Consider the following 15665-nt stretch of genomic DNA (forward strand, 5'->3'; position numbering starts at 1 on the left):
ATCGGCTCAGCTGATGCAGAACTCGTTGCCTTCCGGGTCCGCCATGGTGTGCCAGGAATGCGGGCCTTGGTTGGCGGTCCAGAGGAAGGTGGCACCGCGGGTCTCCAGGGCGGCGCGGACCGCGTCCTTGTCCGCTCCGGCCAGGTTCACGTCCCAATGGACCCGGTTCTTGACCGTTTTACCCTCCGGTGCCGTCTGGAACAGCAGCCGGCGGGCGGGCGGGGTCACACCCAGGTCCTCCCGCGGCCGGATGGCGGCGCCGGCCCGCCAGACCAGCTTCCCCTGGTGCCGCTTCGTTTCCGTGTCCGTCGCAAAACCCTGCTCGATCATGGACCGGATGAAGTCCTCGTCCTGCGGCTCCACGGCCCAGTCGAGGGTTTCCGCCCACCAGTCCGCAAGGCCGTGGGGATCGGCGCAGTCAACAGCTATCTGGATGTTCAATGCCATGGGAGAAACCTACGACGGCGGCGCCCGCCGCGCTAGGTGCCTACTGCAGCTTGTCGAGGATCTCCGGCGGGATGGCGTAGATGAAGATGACGGCCAGCAGGTTCTTCGAGGCGTGGACGAAGTAGGAGAACATTACGTTCTGGCCGGTCCAGACGTACACGAACACCAGGACGGCGCCCATGGCGAGGTAGGGCATCAGGACCGGCAGTGTCAGCGTCTCCTGGCCTACGATGTGGATGGCCGCGAAGAGCACCACCGAGAGGGCGCAGCACGCCCAGATGTTCAGCTTCCGGCTCAGCTTGCCGATCAGCAGGTGCCGGAAGACGTATTCCTCCACGAACGGGCCTACCACCACCAGCAGCGGAACCATCAGCCACGCCGGAACCTGCTGCATGAGGGCCTGCAGGCCAGCCTGGTTGGCGGAGGTCTGCGGGGGCCCGGCGAGGACCGCCAGCACAGCGGTCAGGATCATAGCGGCCACCACCGCCAGCGGTACCATCAGCAGCGTGAACCAGGGCCGCGTGGCCAGGACGCGGAGATCCCGGCCCGCCACCCGCCGGGCCGCGGCCAGCGCGAGCAGGCCGATTCCGCCGTAGAAGACCAGATTGACGGCGTAGGACGCCACGGCCGGGTTCGGTGAGAGCTGCAGCAGCAGCGGCCCCAGCAGCCCGGAGGCGGTGGCAAAGAACGCGGCAACGGCGGCGTAAAGCCCCGCCGTGATGAGGTCCAGCCGGGAAAAAACGTAGAGTTCCGGACGCGGCGCAGGCAGTTGGCGGAGGGCGGTGTCCATGACATCAGCCTAACGTTGACCGGCTCCCGGATGTTGCCCGCGTCACGGTGCGGCCGCCGGAACCCGTAGAATGGATGAGCCGAGCGACGCTGCGAGCCCTTCGGGGCTCCGGTACCACCGCTGAATCCCCGCCCCGGCCGTATCCACTTTTGTGCGCCCCCGGGGACCGCGTTCCCGTCCCGGCAAGACCCTAGCTACAAAGGAACTTTCGTGCCGAAAAGTACTGTCACCGAACCCCAGAACGCCCAGGCGCAAACCGCCGTCGTCGACCCGACCCTCAGCGCCGAGGGTTACAAGAAGTCCCTGACCGGCCGACAGGTCACCATGATCGCGATGGGCGGCGCAATCGGCGTCGGCCTCTTCATGGGTGCCGGCGGACGCCTGGCCTCCACCGGCCCGGCACTGATCTTTTCCTACGCCATCGCGGGCGTCCTCGCCTACCTGCTGATGCGCGCTCTGGGCGAACTCATCATGTACCGCCAAACCTCCGGCTCGTTTGTCAGCTACGCCGGGGAGATGTTCGGCAAGAAGGGCGCCTACCTGTCCGGCTGGATGTACTTCATCAACTGGGCCATGACCGGCATCGCCGAGCTGATCGCGATCGGCCTGTACTTCCAGTTCTTCTTCCCGAACGTGCCGGTGGAACTGAGCGCCATCGCCGCCCTGCTCCTCCTGGTGGGAGTGAACCTGCTGAGCGTCAAGGCGTTCGGGGAATTCGAATTCTGGGCCTCGGTCCTGAAGGTCGCAGCTATTCTGATCTTCCTGGTGGTCGGCACCTTCATGGTGATCACCAACGCCAAGGTCGGCGACGGCCACGCCTCCGTAGGAAACCTCTTCGCGGCCGACGGCGGCATGTTCCCCAAGGGCGCGCTGGTCATGATCCTGGTGCTGAACGCGGTGATCTTCGCCTACAACGCCATCGAACTTGTCGGCATCACCGCCGGCGAGATGGAAGACCCGGCCAAGGAAGTCCCGAAGGCGATCCGCGCGGTCGTGATCCGCATCGTTGTGTTCTACATCGGTTCGGTGACCCTGCTTGCCATGCTGCTGCCCTCGGACCAGTACCATGCCGGCACCTCACCGTTCGTCACCGTCTTCGGCCAGATGGGCCTGCCATGGATGGGTGACGTCATGAACATGATCGTTATCACCGCGGCGCTGTCATCCTGCAATTCCGGACTGTATTCGATCGGCCGGATCTTCCGCACCATGGCCAACAACGGGCATGCCCCGCAGTGGCTGACCCGGATGTCCAAGAACCACGTGCCCTACGCGGCGATCCTGGCGATCGGCTCGGTCTATCTCATCGGCATCCTGCTGAACATCTGGCTCGGCGGCTCGCACGCCTTCGACCTCGCGCTGAACACCGCCTCGATCGGCGTCATCTTCACCTGGGGGTCGATCTTCGCCAGCCAGATCGCGCTGCGGAAGATCAAGGGCAACGTTTCGTCGCTGCCCATGCCGGGCTCCCCATGGACCAGCTGGGCCGGGCTGGTCGCGCTGCTCGCCGTCACAGTGCTGATCGGTTTCGACACCATGACCAGCAAGTCCGGCGAGGTCTTCCAGCTCGGACTCTGGACCCTCGCGACCATTCCGTTCTTCGCGGTGGTGCTCTGGCTCGGCTGGCAGAAGGTCAAGAACAACGAGCCCAAGAGCGAGCTGTTCAGCTAACACCGCCGTCGCTCCCGCGTCGGTTGCTCCGTAAGTGCCGTTCTGGGGCCGCTAAACGGCGTGGTCGGAGCAACCGATCAGGGGACGGACCTACTCCTTCAGATGCCGGGCGAAGTGGTCCTCGATCCGGTGCCAGGCCTCGGGCGCGGACTGCGGGTCCGGCCCGACGCCGAGTACCCGGAACAGCGGCCGCAGCGGCCGGGGACCGGCCTCCGCGTCGTTGAGGAACCCGTGGCCGGCGGTTTCGAATTCCTTGACGTCGTGTTCGACGCCGAGCGCCTCGAGGGCCGACGAAAGCCGGCTGGCCGCGCCCCGAAGGCCCCGGTCCTTGGCGCCGAAGTTGGCCACGATGGGGCAGGCGCCGGCGAGCGCCGTCTCCGGGTCCTTGGGCACGGTGCCGTAGTTTACGGCGGCGGCGTCGAAGCCGTCGTTGGCCAGCAGCAGCGCGAAGCCGCCGCCCATGCAGAAACCAATGACGCCGATCTTTCCGGTCGTGCGGCCGGAATCCAGCAGCCACTGCCGGGCGGCCGCCAGGTCCGCGAACGCCTTCCCCTGCCCGGCGGCGAGGGAGCGCATGGTGGAAACCAGGCACCGGCGGGCACCGCCGTCGCTGAATAAGTCGACGGCCAAGGTGAGGTAGCCGGCGGCCGCCATCCGCTGCGCGTGCCGGAGCGTGATGTCGTCCAGGCCGAAGGCCTCGTGGATCATCAGCACGGCGGGAAACGGTCCGTCCCCTTCCGGTTCGGCGAGGTAGCCGCGGAGCCGGCTCGAGCCGCCGGCGACGCCTTCGGGGCCGGTGAGATCAACGTAGTGCGGGTCCATTCCAACAGTCTGGCATCCGGGCACAAAAAACGGCGCCGGACATCCCCCAAAGGAATGTCCGACGCCGTCGATCTGCGGAATTAGTCGCGCTTGAAGGCGTCCTTGGCGTTCTCGCCGACCTTCTTTGCGTCAGCGACGACCTGGTCCTTCTGGCCTTCGGCCTTCAGTCGGTCGTTGTCCGTAGCGTTTCCGGTGGCTTCCTTGGCCTTGCCGCCGAGGTGCTCCGCTTCGTTGTGAATCTTGTCTCCGATACCCATGGTGTGTTCCACCTTTCGTTTCCGGTTGAAATTCAATGTGGTTTCACCCTAACACAAAGCATACTTACTAATTCAAGGGGACCTGCACCATCACCTGGCCTGGCCTGGCCGGCCCGGCGCCCGGCGCCTAGCGCCCAGGTTCCGCGGGGCCGGGCTAGGCTCGGATGCATGAAGCTCACAACCACCGTCACCCAGCACATCATGGCCAACGCGGACAGGGTGTGGGCTGTCGTGACGGACCTTCCGGGCTCGGCTGGGACCCGCAAGAGCCTCACACAGGATCTCGCCGAGATCGCCGCCAAGGCGGAAGCGCTGTGATGGCGGCCGCTTCCGGTGCCCGCAAGATGGCAGCACCACGCCTCACGCCGGTCCGGCTGGCTGACCTCGTGCCGGATGCCGCCCCGGATTTCCGGCGCGGCGAGCGCTACGACGGGGTTGCCTACAACCGCGCGGCCGCGGACGGACTGGAACTCAGTGGTACCGATTTCGCCGAATGCGAGTTCAGCGGCGTCTCCTTCAACGAAACCCAATTGCGCGGCGCAACCTTCCGTGACTGCATCCTGGCCGAGGCTTACGCGCCCGTGTTCACGGCCGCCCGCTCAAGCCTGCGCGACGTCGAGCTCCGCAATCCCCGCTGGGGCTCGGCAGAACTGTATGAAAGCGGCTGGCAGTCCGTGCGGATCGACGGCGGGAAGCTGGACTACGTCAATCTCCGCGGCTCCAAACTCATCGACGTCCAAATCAGTGACTGCATCATCAACGAACTCGACCTAGGTGCGTGCACGGCCACCAGGGTGGCGCTGAAGAACTGCACCATCGGCAGCCTGGACTTCAGCGACGCCCGGCTCAAGGATTTCGACCTGCGCGGCACGGAGTTCCGGTCCATCAGCGGCCTCGGCAGCCTCGCGGGCCTGGTCATCGACGAATACCAACTAAGCCTGCTGGCGCCGCTGCTGGCCGGCCACCTCGGCATGATCGTCGCCTGAGTCACCGCCTGGGGCGCCTGCGGCTGCGCCCGTCACTGGGCCGCGTCATCCGGGGCCGCCCGGTTGACCGCCATGACCCGCCGTGTAATCGTTATAGAACGAACGGTCGGTAATTTATCCTGCCGACCCTGCTCCCTTGGTGAAGGATGTTCTCATGGTCGAGGCTTTTCTTGTTGGCGGTGCCCGCACTCCGGTGGGCCGGTATGGCGGAGCGCTCTCCGCGGTCCGTCCCGATGACCTGGCGGCGCTGGTGGTCCGGGAAGCCGTTGCCCGCGCCGGCGTCGACCCGGACGCCATCGACGAGGTCATCCTCGGCAACGCCAACGGCGCCGGCGAGGAAAACCGCAACGTAGCCCGGATGGCCACCATCCTGGCCGGCCTTCCGCTGCACATCCCCGGGATCACGGTGAACAGGCTTTGCGCCTCGGGCCTGAGCGCCATCATCATGGCCAGCCAGATGATCAAGTCCGGCGCCGCGGACATCGTGGTCGCCGGCGGCGTCGAATCCATGAGCCGTGCCCCCTGGGTTCAGGAAAAGCCGCAGGCCGCGTTCGCCAAGCCGGGCCAGATCTTCGACACCTCGATCGGCTGGCGCTTCGTCAACCCGCTGTTCCAGAAGGGCGAACTGTCCCGCGGCGGCAAGATGACCTACTCCATGCCGGAGACCGCCGAAGAAGTCGCCCGCGTGGACGGCATCACCCGCGAAGATGCCGACGCCTTCGCCGTCCGCTCGCACGAACTCTCCCTTGCCGCGATCGCTGCCGGCCGCTTCGCCGACGAAATCGTGCCCGTGACGGTCAAGACCCGCAAGGCGGAGACGCTGGTAGACACCGACGAAGGTCCCCGCGCCGGCACCACGATGGACGTGCTCGCCGGGCTTCGCCCGGTCGTCGCCGGCGGTTCCGTGGTCACTGCCGGGAACTCCTCCACCCTGAACGACGGCGCCTCCGCCATCATCGTTGCGTCCGAAGCCGCGATCAGGAGGCTCGGACTGACCCCGCGGGCCCGCATCATCGACGGCGCCTCCGCCGGCTGCGAACCCGAAATCATGGGCATCGGGCCCGTCCCGGCCACCCAGAAGGTGCTCGCCCGGGCCGGGCTGGGGGTCGGTGACCTCGGCGCCGTCGAACTCAACGAAGCATTTGCCACCCAGTCGCTGGCCAGCATGCGTCGGCTCGGCCTGGACCCCGAGATCGTGAACCGCGACGGCGGCGCCATCTCCTTGGGGCACCCGCTCGGTTCGTCCGGGTCCCGGATTGCGATCACCCTGCTGGGCCGGATGGAACGCGAGGACGCCAAAATCGGCCTCGCCACCATGTGCATCGGCGTCGGCCAGGGCACCGCCATGCTGCTGGAGCGCGTCTAATGGCGTCCCGGCCCGGCGGTCTGGACACCGCCGGCTTCGGCACGCTCCTGGTCGAGGAACGCGAGGACCGGCTGGTGGTGCTGCTCAACCGACCTGAGGTCCGCAACGCGATCGACCAGCAGATGGTCGACGAACTCCACCGCGTCTGCGCGTACTTGGAACAGACGCCCAAGGTGCTCATCCTCGCGGGCACGGAAGGCGTGTTCGCGTCGGGCGCTGACATTGCGCAGTTGCGGGAACGCCGCCGCGACGACGCCCTGCAGGGGATCAACTCGACGATTTTCGTCCGCATCGCGAAACTGCCGATGCCGGTCATCGCTGCCCTCGACGGCTTCTGCCTCGGCGGCGGCGCCGAGTTGGCCTACGCCGCCGACTTCCGGATCGGCACCCCAGGGATCCGGATCGGCAACCCGGAGACCGGCCTTGGCATCCTGGCCGCCGCCGGGGCCAGCTGGCGCCTCAAGGAGCTCGTGGGGGAGCCCGTGGCCAAGGAGATCCTGCTGGCCGGGGCGGTGCTGCGCGCCGACCGGGCGCTCGCCGTCGGGCTCATCACCGAAATCCACGAGCCCGCGCAGCTGATGGACGCCGCCTACGAGCTGGCGGACCGGATCGGCCGGCAGGATCCGCTCGCGGTGCGGATCACCAAGTCCGTGTTCCACGCCCCGGCGGAGGCGCACCCGCTGATAGACCAGCTGGCGCAGGGCATCCTCTTCGAGTCGCAGGCGAAGTTCGACCGCATGCAGGCTTTCTTGGAAAAGAAATCCGACAAGAAGTCCGCCAAGAAGTCCGACCAGAACTCAGACCGGAAGAAGTAGACATGAGCAACTCCGTACTCCCCGCGAACCTTCCCGCCACCGTCGGGGTGCTCGGCGGCGGCCGGATGGGCGCCGGCATCGCCCACGCCTTCCTGATCAACGGTGCGAACGTGCTCGTTGTCGAACGCGATGACGAGGCAGCCGAGGCGGCCCGCGAGCGGGTCGAATCCGCGGCGGCCAAGAGCATCGAGCGCGGTGCGATCGATGGCAACCTCGACGAGATGGTCTCCCGGCTCGCCGTGACCGTGGACTACGACGACTTCAAGGACCGCGAGCTGGTGATCGAGGCCGTACCCGAAAACTGGGACCTGAAAGTGTCCTCGCTGCGCGGAATCGAGGAACGGCTCGCCGCGGACGCGTACCTTGCCTCCAACACCTCCTCGCTTTCCGTTAACGGGCTGGCCCGCGAACTGAAGCGGCCGCAGAACTTCCTGGGCCTGCACTTCTTCAACCCGGTCCCCGCCTCCACCCTGATCGAAGTCGTCCTCGGCGAGCAGACCGCTGAGGCCCTCGCGGAGGCCGCCCGGGGCTGGGTACAGGCGCTCGGGAAGACCGCCGTCGTCGTCAACGACGCACCGGGGTTCGCGTCCTCCCGCCTGGGTGTGGCAATCGCCCTTGAAGCGATGCGCATGGTGGAGGAAGGCGTTGCGTCTGCCGAGGACATCGACAACGCCATGGTGCTGGGCTACAAGCACCCCACCGGCCCGCTTCGGACCACCGACATCGTCGGCTTGGACGTCCGGCTCGGCATCGCCGAATACCTGGCCTCCACGCTGGGTGAACGTTTCGCGCCGCCGCAGATCCTCCGGGACAAGGTGGCCCGCGGCGAACTCGGGCGGAAGTCCGGCAAGGGCTTCTTCGACTGGGCCGACTGAACCGCTCCCGGGCGGTGGCCTACGGAGAAAACCGCCCGGGACCACGCACGCATGCCTAGGATGGTGCAGTGACTACCCCGGCGCGGCCCCGCATTGAACCGATCACCCTCACCGGCAGGCACGTCGTGCTCGAGCCCTTGAACCGGGACCACCACGACGGTCTGGTGGCGGCGGCCCGCGACGGGGAACTGTGGCACCTCTGGTATACCAGCGTGCCCGCGCCGGAGGCGATGGCCGCCGAGATCGACCGGCGCCTGGAACTGCAGCACCAAGGCTCGATGCTGCCGTTCACCACGCGGCTGCTGAACCCGGCCACGGGCGGACCGGGCCGGGTGATCGGGATGACCACCTACATGAACATCGACGCCGCGACGCCGCGGGTTGAGATCGGTTCCACCTGGAACGCCGCTTCCGCGCACGGCAGCGGCAGCAACCCGGACTCCAAGCTGTTGCTGCTGCGGCACGCCTTCGAAACGCTCGGCTGCCCCGCCGTCGAATTCCGCACGCACTGGCTCAACCAGCAGTCCCGCGACGCGATCGCCCGGTTGGGCGCCAAACAGGACGGTGTGCTGCGCAGCCACACCCGCACCGCCGACGGCGCGCTGCGGGACACCGTGGTATTTTCGATCCTCGAACACGAATGGCCGATGGTCCGCAGCGGCCTCGAGTACCGGCTGGCCAAGCACCGCTAGGACCCCGGGCAGGCTCCGGCCGAGTTGGTGCCGGGCTGGGGCCCGCGGGAATACGGCGCTCCACCGCCACGTTGCTTCCTCACGTGAAGAACATCGGATTCCTGTCCTTCGGCCACTGGACCGACCACCCCGAGTCCGGCGTGCGCACCGCCTCGGACTCGCTCTTGCAGGCGATCGATCTCGCGGTCGCTGCCGAGGAGTTGGGAGCGGACGGCGCCTACTTCCGCGTGCACCACTTCGCCCAGCAGTACGCCTCCCCCTTCCCGCTGCTCGCTGCGATCGGGGCACGGACAAGCCGTATAGAGATCGGCACCGGCGTGATCGACATGCGCTACGAGAACCCCCTCTACATGGCAGAAGACGCCGGCGCGGCCGACCTGATCTCGGGCGGCCGACTGCAGCTGGGCATCAGCCGAGGTTCACCCGAGCAGGTCATCGACGGGTGGCGGCACTTCGGCTTCACCCCCGCAGAGGGCGAATCGGACGCCGACATGGGCCGCCGGCACACCGAACGCCTGCTCGAGGTACTCGCCGGCGACGGCTTCGCGGCGCCGAGCCCCCGCCCGATGTTTCCGAACCCTCCGGGCCTGCTGCGCGTGGAGCCGTACTCGGAGGGCCTGCGCGAGCGCATCTGGTGGGGTTCCGGCTCCAACGCCACGGCCGTCTGGGCGGCGAAGCTCGGTATGAACCTGCAGAGTTCCACGCTCAAGGATGACGAGAGCGGCAAGCCCTTCCACGTCCAGCAGGCCGAGCAGATCGAGCTCTACCGGCAGGCCTGGAAGGAGGCGGGGCACGAACGGGAACCGCGTGTGTCGGTCAGCCGCAGCATCTTTGCGCTGACGGACGAGCGCGACTGGCAGTACTTCGGCCGTGACCGCCACAGCTCCGACCAAGTCGGCAACATTGACGAGAAGACCCGCGCCGTTTTCGGCCGGTCCTACGCGGGTGCTCCGGACGAGCTGGCCGCGAAACTGGCCGAGGACGAGGCGGTCGCCACGGCTGACACCCTGCTGCTCACGGTCCCGAACCAGCTCGGCGTCGCCTACAACGCCCACGTCATCGAGTCGATCCTGAAGTATGTGGCGCCGCAACTCGGCTGGCGCTGAGCCCTCTATTGGCCGGAGCCAACCCTAGGACCCGGGGTAGGCTCCGGCCAACTTCAAGGTCTTGTAGTAGGCCAGGTAGCCCTTGGCGTTCGGGTGGAAGTTGTCGGCACTGCCCGGGTTGGCAAGGTTGAGATTGATCCAGGGGTCTGCCGAGTTGATGCCGTGGCCGAGGAAAGCTCCCCGGACGTCGACGTACTGAGCCCCGGCGGCCAGGGCGATGGATCCGTTCAGGCCGTCTGCCAGTGCCGTGGCCTGGTAGATGAACTGCGACAGCGAATCCGTCCGGCCGGCGGGGATCGGGTCGTAAAGGTAGGGGTAGCCGGTGACCACGACCTTGGCGTTGGGGGCGGCTGCATGCACGCTCTGAATCATCGCGGCCACGTTGCCGGCGAGTTTTCCGCTGGCAATCAGGGCGGTCGCCGTGGCGCTGGCATCGGCGCAGGCCCCGGCCGCGGCGGGATTAAACACGGCGGTGACACAGTTTGTGACGATCGTTCCGAAACCGAGGTCGTTGCCGCCCGCGGTGATCGTCACGAGTTCCGTGCTGGGGTTCAACTTCTTTAGCTGGCTGCTGATGACGTCCTGGGTCGTTTTACCGCTGCAGGCCGCGTTAGTGACGAGCTTGACGGCCTTCACGTCGGCAGCGAGTTCGGCGTAACTGCTGTCGCTGCGGTCACAGGCGTCCAGGTACGGCCCCGCCCCCTGGCCTGCGGCGTAGGAGTCTCCCAGCGCGATGTACTTGGTTTTGTCTATCGCCTGCGCCGGGGCTGCCGCCACCCCGACCGTCATTGCAACGGTGGCGAGTCCGGCGGCGAGAGCCGTGCGGCGGCGTCGAAGTTTCAGAGTTCCCATGGTGTCCCCCTCAGTAGCACGCGGCTTCAGCGCCCCGTGCCGCAAAGCGGTGTCAGTCCGGTGGCAGGCGAGCTGAATAGGAGCCCGGCCGCTACCGGGCCCACCGCCACCCTACGCCGGAGCCCCTGGGCCTGAACCGGGCCGTTGGTCCCGTCGCGAAGATGTCGGGACGAACCGGCGCGAATCCTGCCCGGGGCTTGACGGGAGGCAAACCGCAAGACCGCCGCATTTTTGGGCCACAATGGGGTAACGGTCCCGGCGTTGGCCGCCATTCCGGGCGCAGTGCGGGGCTAAAGTTACCGGGTGAAGACTCCCAAATACGCGCTGGTGGTGCGGGCTGCGGCAACCGTCGCCGTCGTGCTCGCTGGATCGTCGCTGGCCGCCCCGGCCCTTGCGGAGGTCGGTGCGGCCGGCACGGCCACCGCTTCGCCTTCGCCTTCGCCTTCGCCTTCGCCATCGGTCGGCGCCGGGTCGGGTCCCGCCGCGGCTCCGGCCGCCACGGCCAAGGATCCGACGACGGCGACGACGCCGGCCGCGTCCGCTGCGCCTTCACCGCAATCTGGCATCAGCGACGCCGGGCTCGCCGAGGCGGTCCGGCGGGATCTGGGCATGACGCTGGCGGAATTCAACGCTGCGGGGGAGTTAGGAAGGCGCGCCGCCGATGCCGTGCCGTCCCTGAGCAAACTGCCCGGCTACGTCGGGATCAGCCTGGCGAGCGGTAAGATTGTCGTCGTCGGCAGCGGCGCCGAACTCCAGACCCGGATCGACCAGCTGAACGGTACCGGCTCACCCGTCTTTGAGCTCCACGCTCCCGCCGCTGTTGCGCCGAGTACGCCGGCCTCATCGACGGCGCCGGCCACTGCCGAGCTGTTGGCCTCCAGCACCGAACAACTGTTCCAGGACTATCTGAGGGAAGTCGGTGCCACGGGGCTGCAGGCCGTTGCCTACGCCGACGGTCACTTCGTCATCCGCACCGGGGGGATCAACACCCCGGAAGTCGGAGTGCCAGCTGTCCTGGAGCCCGTTCTCCCGGTGGTGCCCGCAACCGCCGCGGCGACGAACGCCCCGGTTGCGCCTGCGCAGCCCGGCAAGATCTCTCCCGCTGAATTTGTTGCCCGGTACGCTAACGTCCAGCTCGAGAAGGCCGCGCCGGTCACGACCCAAGCTGACGTGTACGGCGGGGAGGGGTACGTCATGGATTCGGGATTCGGGCGGACAATTTGCTCCACCGGCTTTGGCGCCTTCAGCCCGGCGGGACTGCCCGTGCTACTGACGGCAGGCCACTGCGCCGACGACGGCAAAGCCGCCGTCGCCGGGCTGGAGCCCCCGACGTCCTCGATCGCCGGCGGCGCGCTGCCCCTGCCCCTTGACCTGCCCAAGCTCGGCAGTTTCGGGTTCAGCCAATTTGGCGGAGCCAATAATTCACCTGTGCTCAACCCGAATTGGACAACCGGCGATGCTGGAGAGCCCGGCAACGTCGGCACCGACATCGCCGTGATCGAAAAGCTCGACGGCGGGGTAACCGCCCAGCCGGCCGTGACCAAGTGGGACAACGTGGCGAACCCGGCGCCGACGTCCGTTAAGATCATCGGGACACTCGCCCCGATTGCCGGCCAGGCCGTCTGCCGGTCCGGGCGGACCACGGGGTGGTCCTGCGGGACAGTGAGCGAGCTGGGAATCTACGTGGCAGGCGGTACAAAACCCGGCCCTGCCGACGGCCGCGCATTCCGCGGCTTCCTATCCAAGGACGTCAAGTCCGGCGGCGGCGACTCCGGTGGTCCGTGGATCAGCGGCAACTTTGCCGTCGGCACCCACACCGGGGCTGAAAGCGTCGCCGGGAAGCAGGTCAGCGCCATCGCAACGACCCTTGAGGACGCCCTCACACACATCCCTGGCGTCCAGCTGCAACTCTTCCTGAACAAGCCCGAACTCGCCGGGACTTCAACTTTAAGCACGGTGCCGCCCAACAGTGTCATTCATGGGCGCGTAGCGGCCGCTCCCGCCTCGGCGGTGGCCCTCAACTCCAAGGTCCGCTTGGTCGGCTTGACCCCGGACGCTGTCGAGATTCCGGTCGATACCGCGGGAAACTGGTCATTCACCGCGCCTGCGGCCGAAGGTGCGATCCGGTTGACCGCCGAGACCATAAACGGCTACAGCCAGTCCGGCACCACGACCTTCACTCTGAACGTCTCGGAGTTGGTTGCACCCACGATCACCAGCCCTGCTACCGGATCCGCCCTTACGGCGCTTGACCGCGTTGCGGGCACCGGGACGCCGGGGAACACTGTGAAGCTGTCGGGCGACTTGACCGGTTCCGCGACCGTTGCGCCCGACGGGCAGTGGAGCGTTCCTTTGGCCAGCCGGCCGACGTACGGCAAGATTTCTGTCTCGGCCGTCCAGACGGCCACCGGCCACGTGGACGGCCCAGCGGCCACAGCCGAATTCACCGTGCCGCCCCCCGCTCCCGCAGCAACGGGGAACTGGGACGGCAGCCACTTCGCTCAGGACGAGCTACCCGGTGTTATCTCCGGGACCGGCGTCGACGGCGCTGAGGTCAGCGTGCTGATCGATGGGGTGCCAATTGGTGCGGCGCGCGTCGCCGGCGGATCCGGGACCGGGGCGAAAGCCGTGGCCCTGTCCTTGGCCCCGCTGGTGCTGGTGGCCGACGGGCGCTGGAGTGTCCACCTCCCGGCCGGACTGGCCGTCGGGCCGCATACCTTGGCTGTCTCGCAGTCGGTTGACGGCGTCGCGTCCTCGCCGGTCGAGTACAAATTCACGATCGCCGCGGCGGCTGCCCCTGCAGGCGCGGCCGCAGCGCCGGGGAGCGCCACGCCGGCGGCAGCGCCAGCGGCCGCCCCTGGCAGCGCCACGCCGGCTTCGGCGGCTGGAAGCGCCCCGCCGGCGGCGGCGCCAGCGGCCAGTCCGGCGGTGTTGGCCTACACCGGCGCCGGCGGCGTGCTTCCCGCGGCGGGACTAGGCGCCGGTGCACTGCTGCTCGGCGCCACTTTCATTGCCTTCAGTCGCCGCCGGCGGGTTGGCTAGACCCCCGCAGTCACTGAAAGTCGGCCAGCCAGAGATCCGGCCCGAAAACCTCGTATTGAATGTCTTTGGCAGGTACGCCGCCGGAGATCAACGCGCTCCGGACCGATTTCAGGAACGGCAGCGGGCCGCAGAGGTAGTACTCGGCGTCTTCGGGGAGTTCCACGTCGCTGACGTTCATGAAACCCGAGAACCGGGATTCGGGCGCCTCGCCGGCCTCATCCGGATTCAGATACCAGGTTGTCAGGGTTCCGTCGGAAAGTGCGGCGAGGTCTTCCCGGACCTGCGCCCGGAGCGGAAACGATTCCTCGCCGTCGTCGGCATGCAGGAGCATCACCCGGCGTTGGGACCCGGACTTCACCAGGTGAGAGAGCATTCCGGCCATGGGTGTGATCCCGATTCCTGCGCTGGCCAGGACGAGGGGACGGTCCGTGTACTCCATCACCACGTCGCCGAAGGGGGCCGAGAGCACCACCTCGTCGCCCAGTTGGACAGCGCTGTGGAGCAGTGAGGACATCTCGCCGTCGGGAGTCGCGAGCCCGTGGACCCGCTTCACAGCGAACTGGCGGTGCTGACCGTCGTCGGCCCTGGTGAGGCTGTATTGCCGGGGCTGCTGCACGCCGTCGGGCATGGTCATCTTGATTGTCACGTACTGCCCCGGCAGGGACGGCTTGACGTCACGCTCGTCGGTGCGTTCGACGACGAACGACACGACGTCGGCCGTTTCCTGGATCCGCCGGGCCACGCGCCAGGTGCGCCAAATAGTGTCGGGCGCGAGGTGAACGGCGTTGTACAGCCCGCGTTCCTTGTTGATGAGCAGGTTCGCCATCAGCCAGTAGACCTCGTCCCAGGCGGCGGCGACCTCCGGGGTGACCGCGTCCCCGAGGACGTCCACGATCGCCCACATTAGGTGGTCGTGGACAATCTGGTACTGGTCCGGGCTCAGTCCCAGCGACACGTGCTTGTGGGACACCCGGGAAAGCAGATGGTCCGGCACTTCATCCGGCTTGTCCAGGAGCATGCCGGCGAAGGCCGCAATCGACCCGGCGAGTGCCTGCTGCTGACGGCCGTCCGCCTGGTTTCCACGGTTGAAGAGGCCATCCAGGAGGTCCGGCCGGGCCTTGAACATGTGTTGGTAGAAGCGCTTGGCGATCTCCTCGATGTGCTCGCCGACGACGGGCAGCGTCGCCCTGATGACGGGAACTGAGGTATCTGAGAGCATGGTGGATCCTTCCGGTGCGACCGGTCTCCCGGCAGTGCGGGGGTGAATCAGCCCTTCCACGCTAACAGCCGGGGTGCCGCGCGCTCCGGGCCGATCGGCCCTACGCCGGAGGCAGAGGACGGTGTACCCGAGCGCGCTGCCAGGGGTCCGGCCGGGCCTAGCCCTTGCGGTCCAGCAGCAGGTTGGTGATCCGCAGCGTGCACAGCCGCTCGCCGGCCTCATTCGTGATCAGCACCTCGTGGGTGGTCACCGTGCCGCCGAGGTGGATCGGGGTGGCGGTGATGGTCACCAGGCCCCCGCGGGCGGACTTGTGGTGCGTGGCCGAGACGTCCACCCCCACTGCGGTCTTGCCCAGGGTGCTGGCGTGGATGACCGAAGCCCAGGACCCCACGGCCTCTCCGACCGCCAACGAGGCGCCGCCGTGCAGCAGGCCGAACGACTGCCGGTTGCCTTCCACCGGCATGGTGGCGACGACGCGCTCCACGGACTCCTCCACGATCTTGACGCCCATCTTCTCGTCAAGTTCGCCGAGGGTGATCTTCCACAGCTCGGTACCGCGGGGCTCGGGCGTCATAGCGTCTCCTCTTGGGTTCTGGCCTGGGTTGGCCCGTCACGACCGGTCAGTCCTGCCGCTACTAGTGTGCCGCAGAGCCCAGTCATGTACTGTAGACATATTACCGAACGGACGGTCAGTAATGCGCTGGCCGTGTGATCTTGCCCCGCGT

16 protein-coding genes are annotated in these 15665 nt (G+C 67.5%); 9 read left to right on the top strand and 7 right to left on the bottom strand.

All coding sequences use genetic code 11. The features are described from left to right. Positions 1-6 precede the first annotated feature (6 nt). Positions 7-447 (bottom strand): VOC family protein, encoded by a 441-nt coding sequence (locus AC1DGI_RS12560; RefSeq protein WP_476899077.1) that lies wholly within the window; start codon positions 445-447, stop codon positions 7-9. A gap of 40 nt (positions 448-487) precedes the next feature. Continuing rightward, positions 488-1237 (bottom strand): CPBP family intramembrane glutamic endopeptidase, encoded by a 750-nt coding sequence (locus AC1DGI_RS12565; RefSeq protein ID WP_441400142.1) that lies wholly within the window; start codon positions 1235-1237, stop codon positions 488-490. 210 nt (positions 1238-1447) lie between these two features. On the opposite strand from AC1DGI_RS12565, the gene AC1DGI_RS12570 reads away from it, so the two are divergent. Then, positions 1448-2908, top strand: a complete 1461-nt coding sequence (locus AC1DGI_RS12570) for an amino acid permease (protein ID WP_476899078.1) — start codon at positions 1448-1450, stop codon at positions 2906-2908. Between the two features lie 90 nt (positions 2909-2998). Here the strand turns inward: AC1DGI_RS12570 and AC1DGI_RS12575 are convergent, their stop codons facing one another. Both AC1DGI_RS12575 and AC1DGI_RS12580 read right to left on the bottom strand, forming a co-directional pair. After that, on the bottom strand, positions 2999-3730 hold the full coding sequence (locus AC1DGI_RS12575; RefSeq protein WP_476899079.1) for a dienelactone hydrolase family protein: 732 nt from the start codon (positions 3728-3730) through the stop codon (positions 2999-3001). Positions 3731-3810: 80 nt separating this feature from the next. Then, positions 3811-3987: a CsbD family protein gene (locus AC1DGI_RS12580; protein WP_441400136.1), complete on the bottom strand. Its 177-nt coding sequence runs from the start codon at positions 3985-3987 to the stop codon at positions 3811-3813. Positions 3988-4155: 168 nt separating this feature from the next. On the opposite strand from AC1DGI_RS12580, the gene AC1DGI_RS12585 reads away from it, so the two are divergent. The 7 genes from AC1DGI_RS12585 (at position 4156) to AC1DGI_RS12615 (ending at position 9827) form a co-directional block, all read left to right on the top strand. Then, positions 4156-4305 (top strand): hypothetical protein, encoded by a 150-nt coding sequence (locus AC1DGI_RS12585; protein ID WP_441400134.1) that lies wholly within the window; start codon positions 4156-4158, stop codon positions 4303-4305. Next, the gene (locus tag AC1DGI_RS12590; protein ID WP_476899138.1) at positions 4305-4973 is read left to right on the top strand and encodes a pentapeptide repeat-containing protein; all 669 of its coding nucleotides are present in this window, start codon (positions 4305-4307) and stop codon (positions 4971-4973) included. Before AC1DGI_RS12585 ends, AC1DGI_RS12590 begins: the two co-directional genes overlap by 1 nt. Positions 4974-5127: 154 nt before the next feature. Then, a complete protein-coding gene (locus AC1DGI_RS12595; protein ID WP_476899080.1) occupies positions 5128-6339 on the top strand; it encodes a thiolase family protein in 1212 nt (403 codons plus the stop codon). Beyond that, on the top strand, positions 6339-7154 hold the full coding sequence (locus tag AC1DGI_RS12600) for an enoyl-CoA hydratase/isomerase family protein (protein ID WP_476899081.1): 816 nt from the start codon (positions 6339-6341) through the stop codon (positions 7152-7154). The genes AC1DGI_RS12595 and AC1DGI_RS12600 overlap by 1 nt, the downstream gene beginning before the upstream one ends. A gap of 2 nt (positions 7155-7156) precedes the next feature. Then, on the top strand, positions 7157-8029 hold the full coding sequence (locus AC1DGI_RS12605) for a 3-hydroxyacyl-CoA dehydrogenase family protein (RefSeq protein WP_441402872.1): 873 nt from the start codon (positions 7157-7159) through the stop codon (positions 8027-8029). Positions 8030-8097: 68 nt separating this feature from the next. After that, positions 8098-8721 carry a GNAT family N-acetyltransferase gene (locus AC1DGI_RS12610; RefSeq protein ID WP_441402873.1) on the top strand — a complete coding sequence of 208 codons (624 nt, stop codon included), beginning with the start codon at positions 8098-8100 and terminating at the stop codon, positions 8719-8721. An 83-nt stretch (positions 8722-8804) separates the two neighbouring features. Continuing rightward, positions 8805-9827 (top strand): LLM class flavin-dependent oxidoreductase, encoded by a 1023-nt coding sequence (locus AC1DGI_RS12615; RefSeq protein WP_441402874.1) that lies wholly within the window; start codon positions 8805-8807, stop codon positions 9825-9827. Positions 9828-9851: 24 nt separating this feature from the next. Here AC1DGI_RS12615 and AC1DGI_RS12620 read toward each other — a convergent pair whose 3' ends face one another. After that, positions 9852-10679, bottom strand: a complete 828-nt coding sequence (locus AC1DGI_RS12620; RefSeq protein WP_476899082.1) for an SGNH/GDSL hydrolase family protein — start codon at positions 10677-10679, stop codon at positions 9852-9854. 303 nt (positions 10680-10982) lie between these two features. Between AC1DGI_RS12620 and AC1DGI_RS12625 the strand changes: the two genes are divergently transcribed. After that, positions 10983-13721, top strand: coding sequence for a S1 family peptidase (locus AC1DGI_RS12625; RefSeq protein ID WP_476899083.1), 2739 nt, complete (start codon positions 10983-10985; stop codon positions 13719-13721). Positions 13722-13731: 10 nt separating this feature from the next. Here AC1DGI_RS12625 and AC1DGI_RS12630 read toward each other — a convergent pair whose 3' ends face one another. Both AC1DGI_RS12630 and AC1DGI_RS12635 read right to left on the bottom strand, forming a co-directional pair. After that, positions 13732-14940, bottom strand: coding sequence for a globin domain-containing protein (locus tag AC1DGI_RS12630; protein WP_441402613.1), 1209 nt, complete (start codon positions 14938-14940; stop codon positions 13732-13734). 157 nt (positions 14941-15097) lie between these two features. Next, positions 15098-15514 (bottom strand): PaaI family thioesterase, encoded by a 417-nt coding sequence (locus AC1DGI_RS12635; RefSeq protein ID WP_476899084.1) that lies wholly within the window; start codon positions 15512-15514, stop codon positions 15098-15100. Positions 15515-15665: the final 151 nt, after the last annotated feature.

The organism is Arthrobacter sp. 05N428_2, assembly GCF_056397065.1.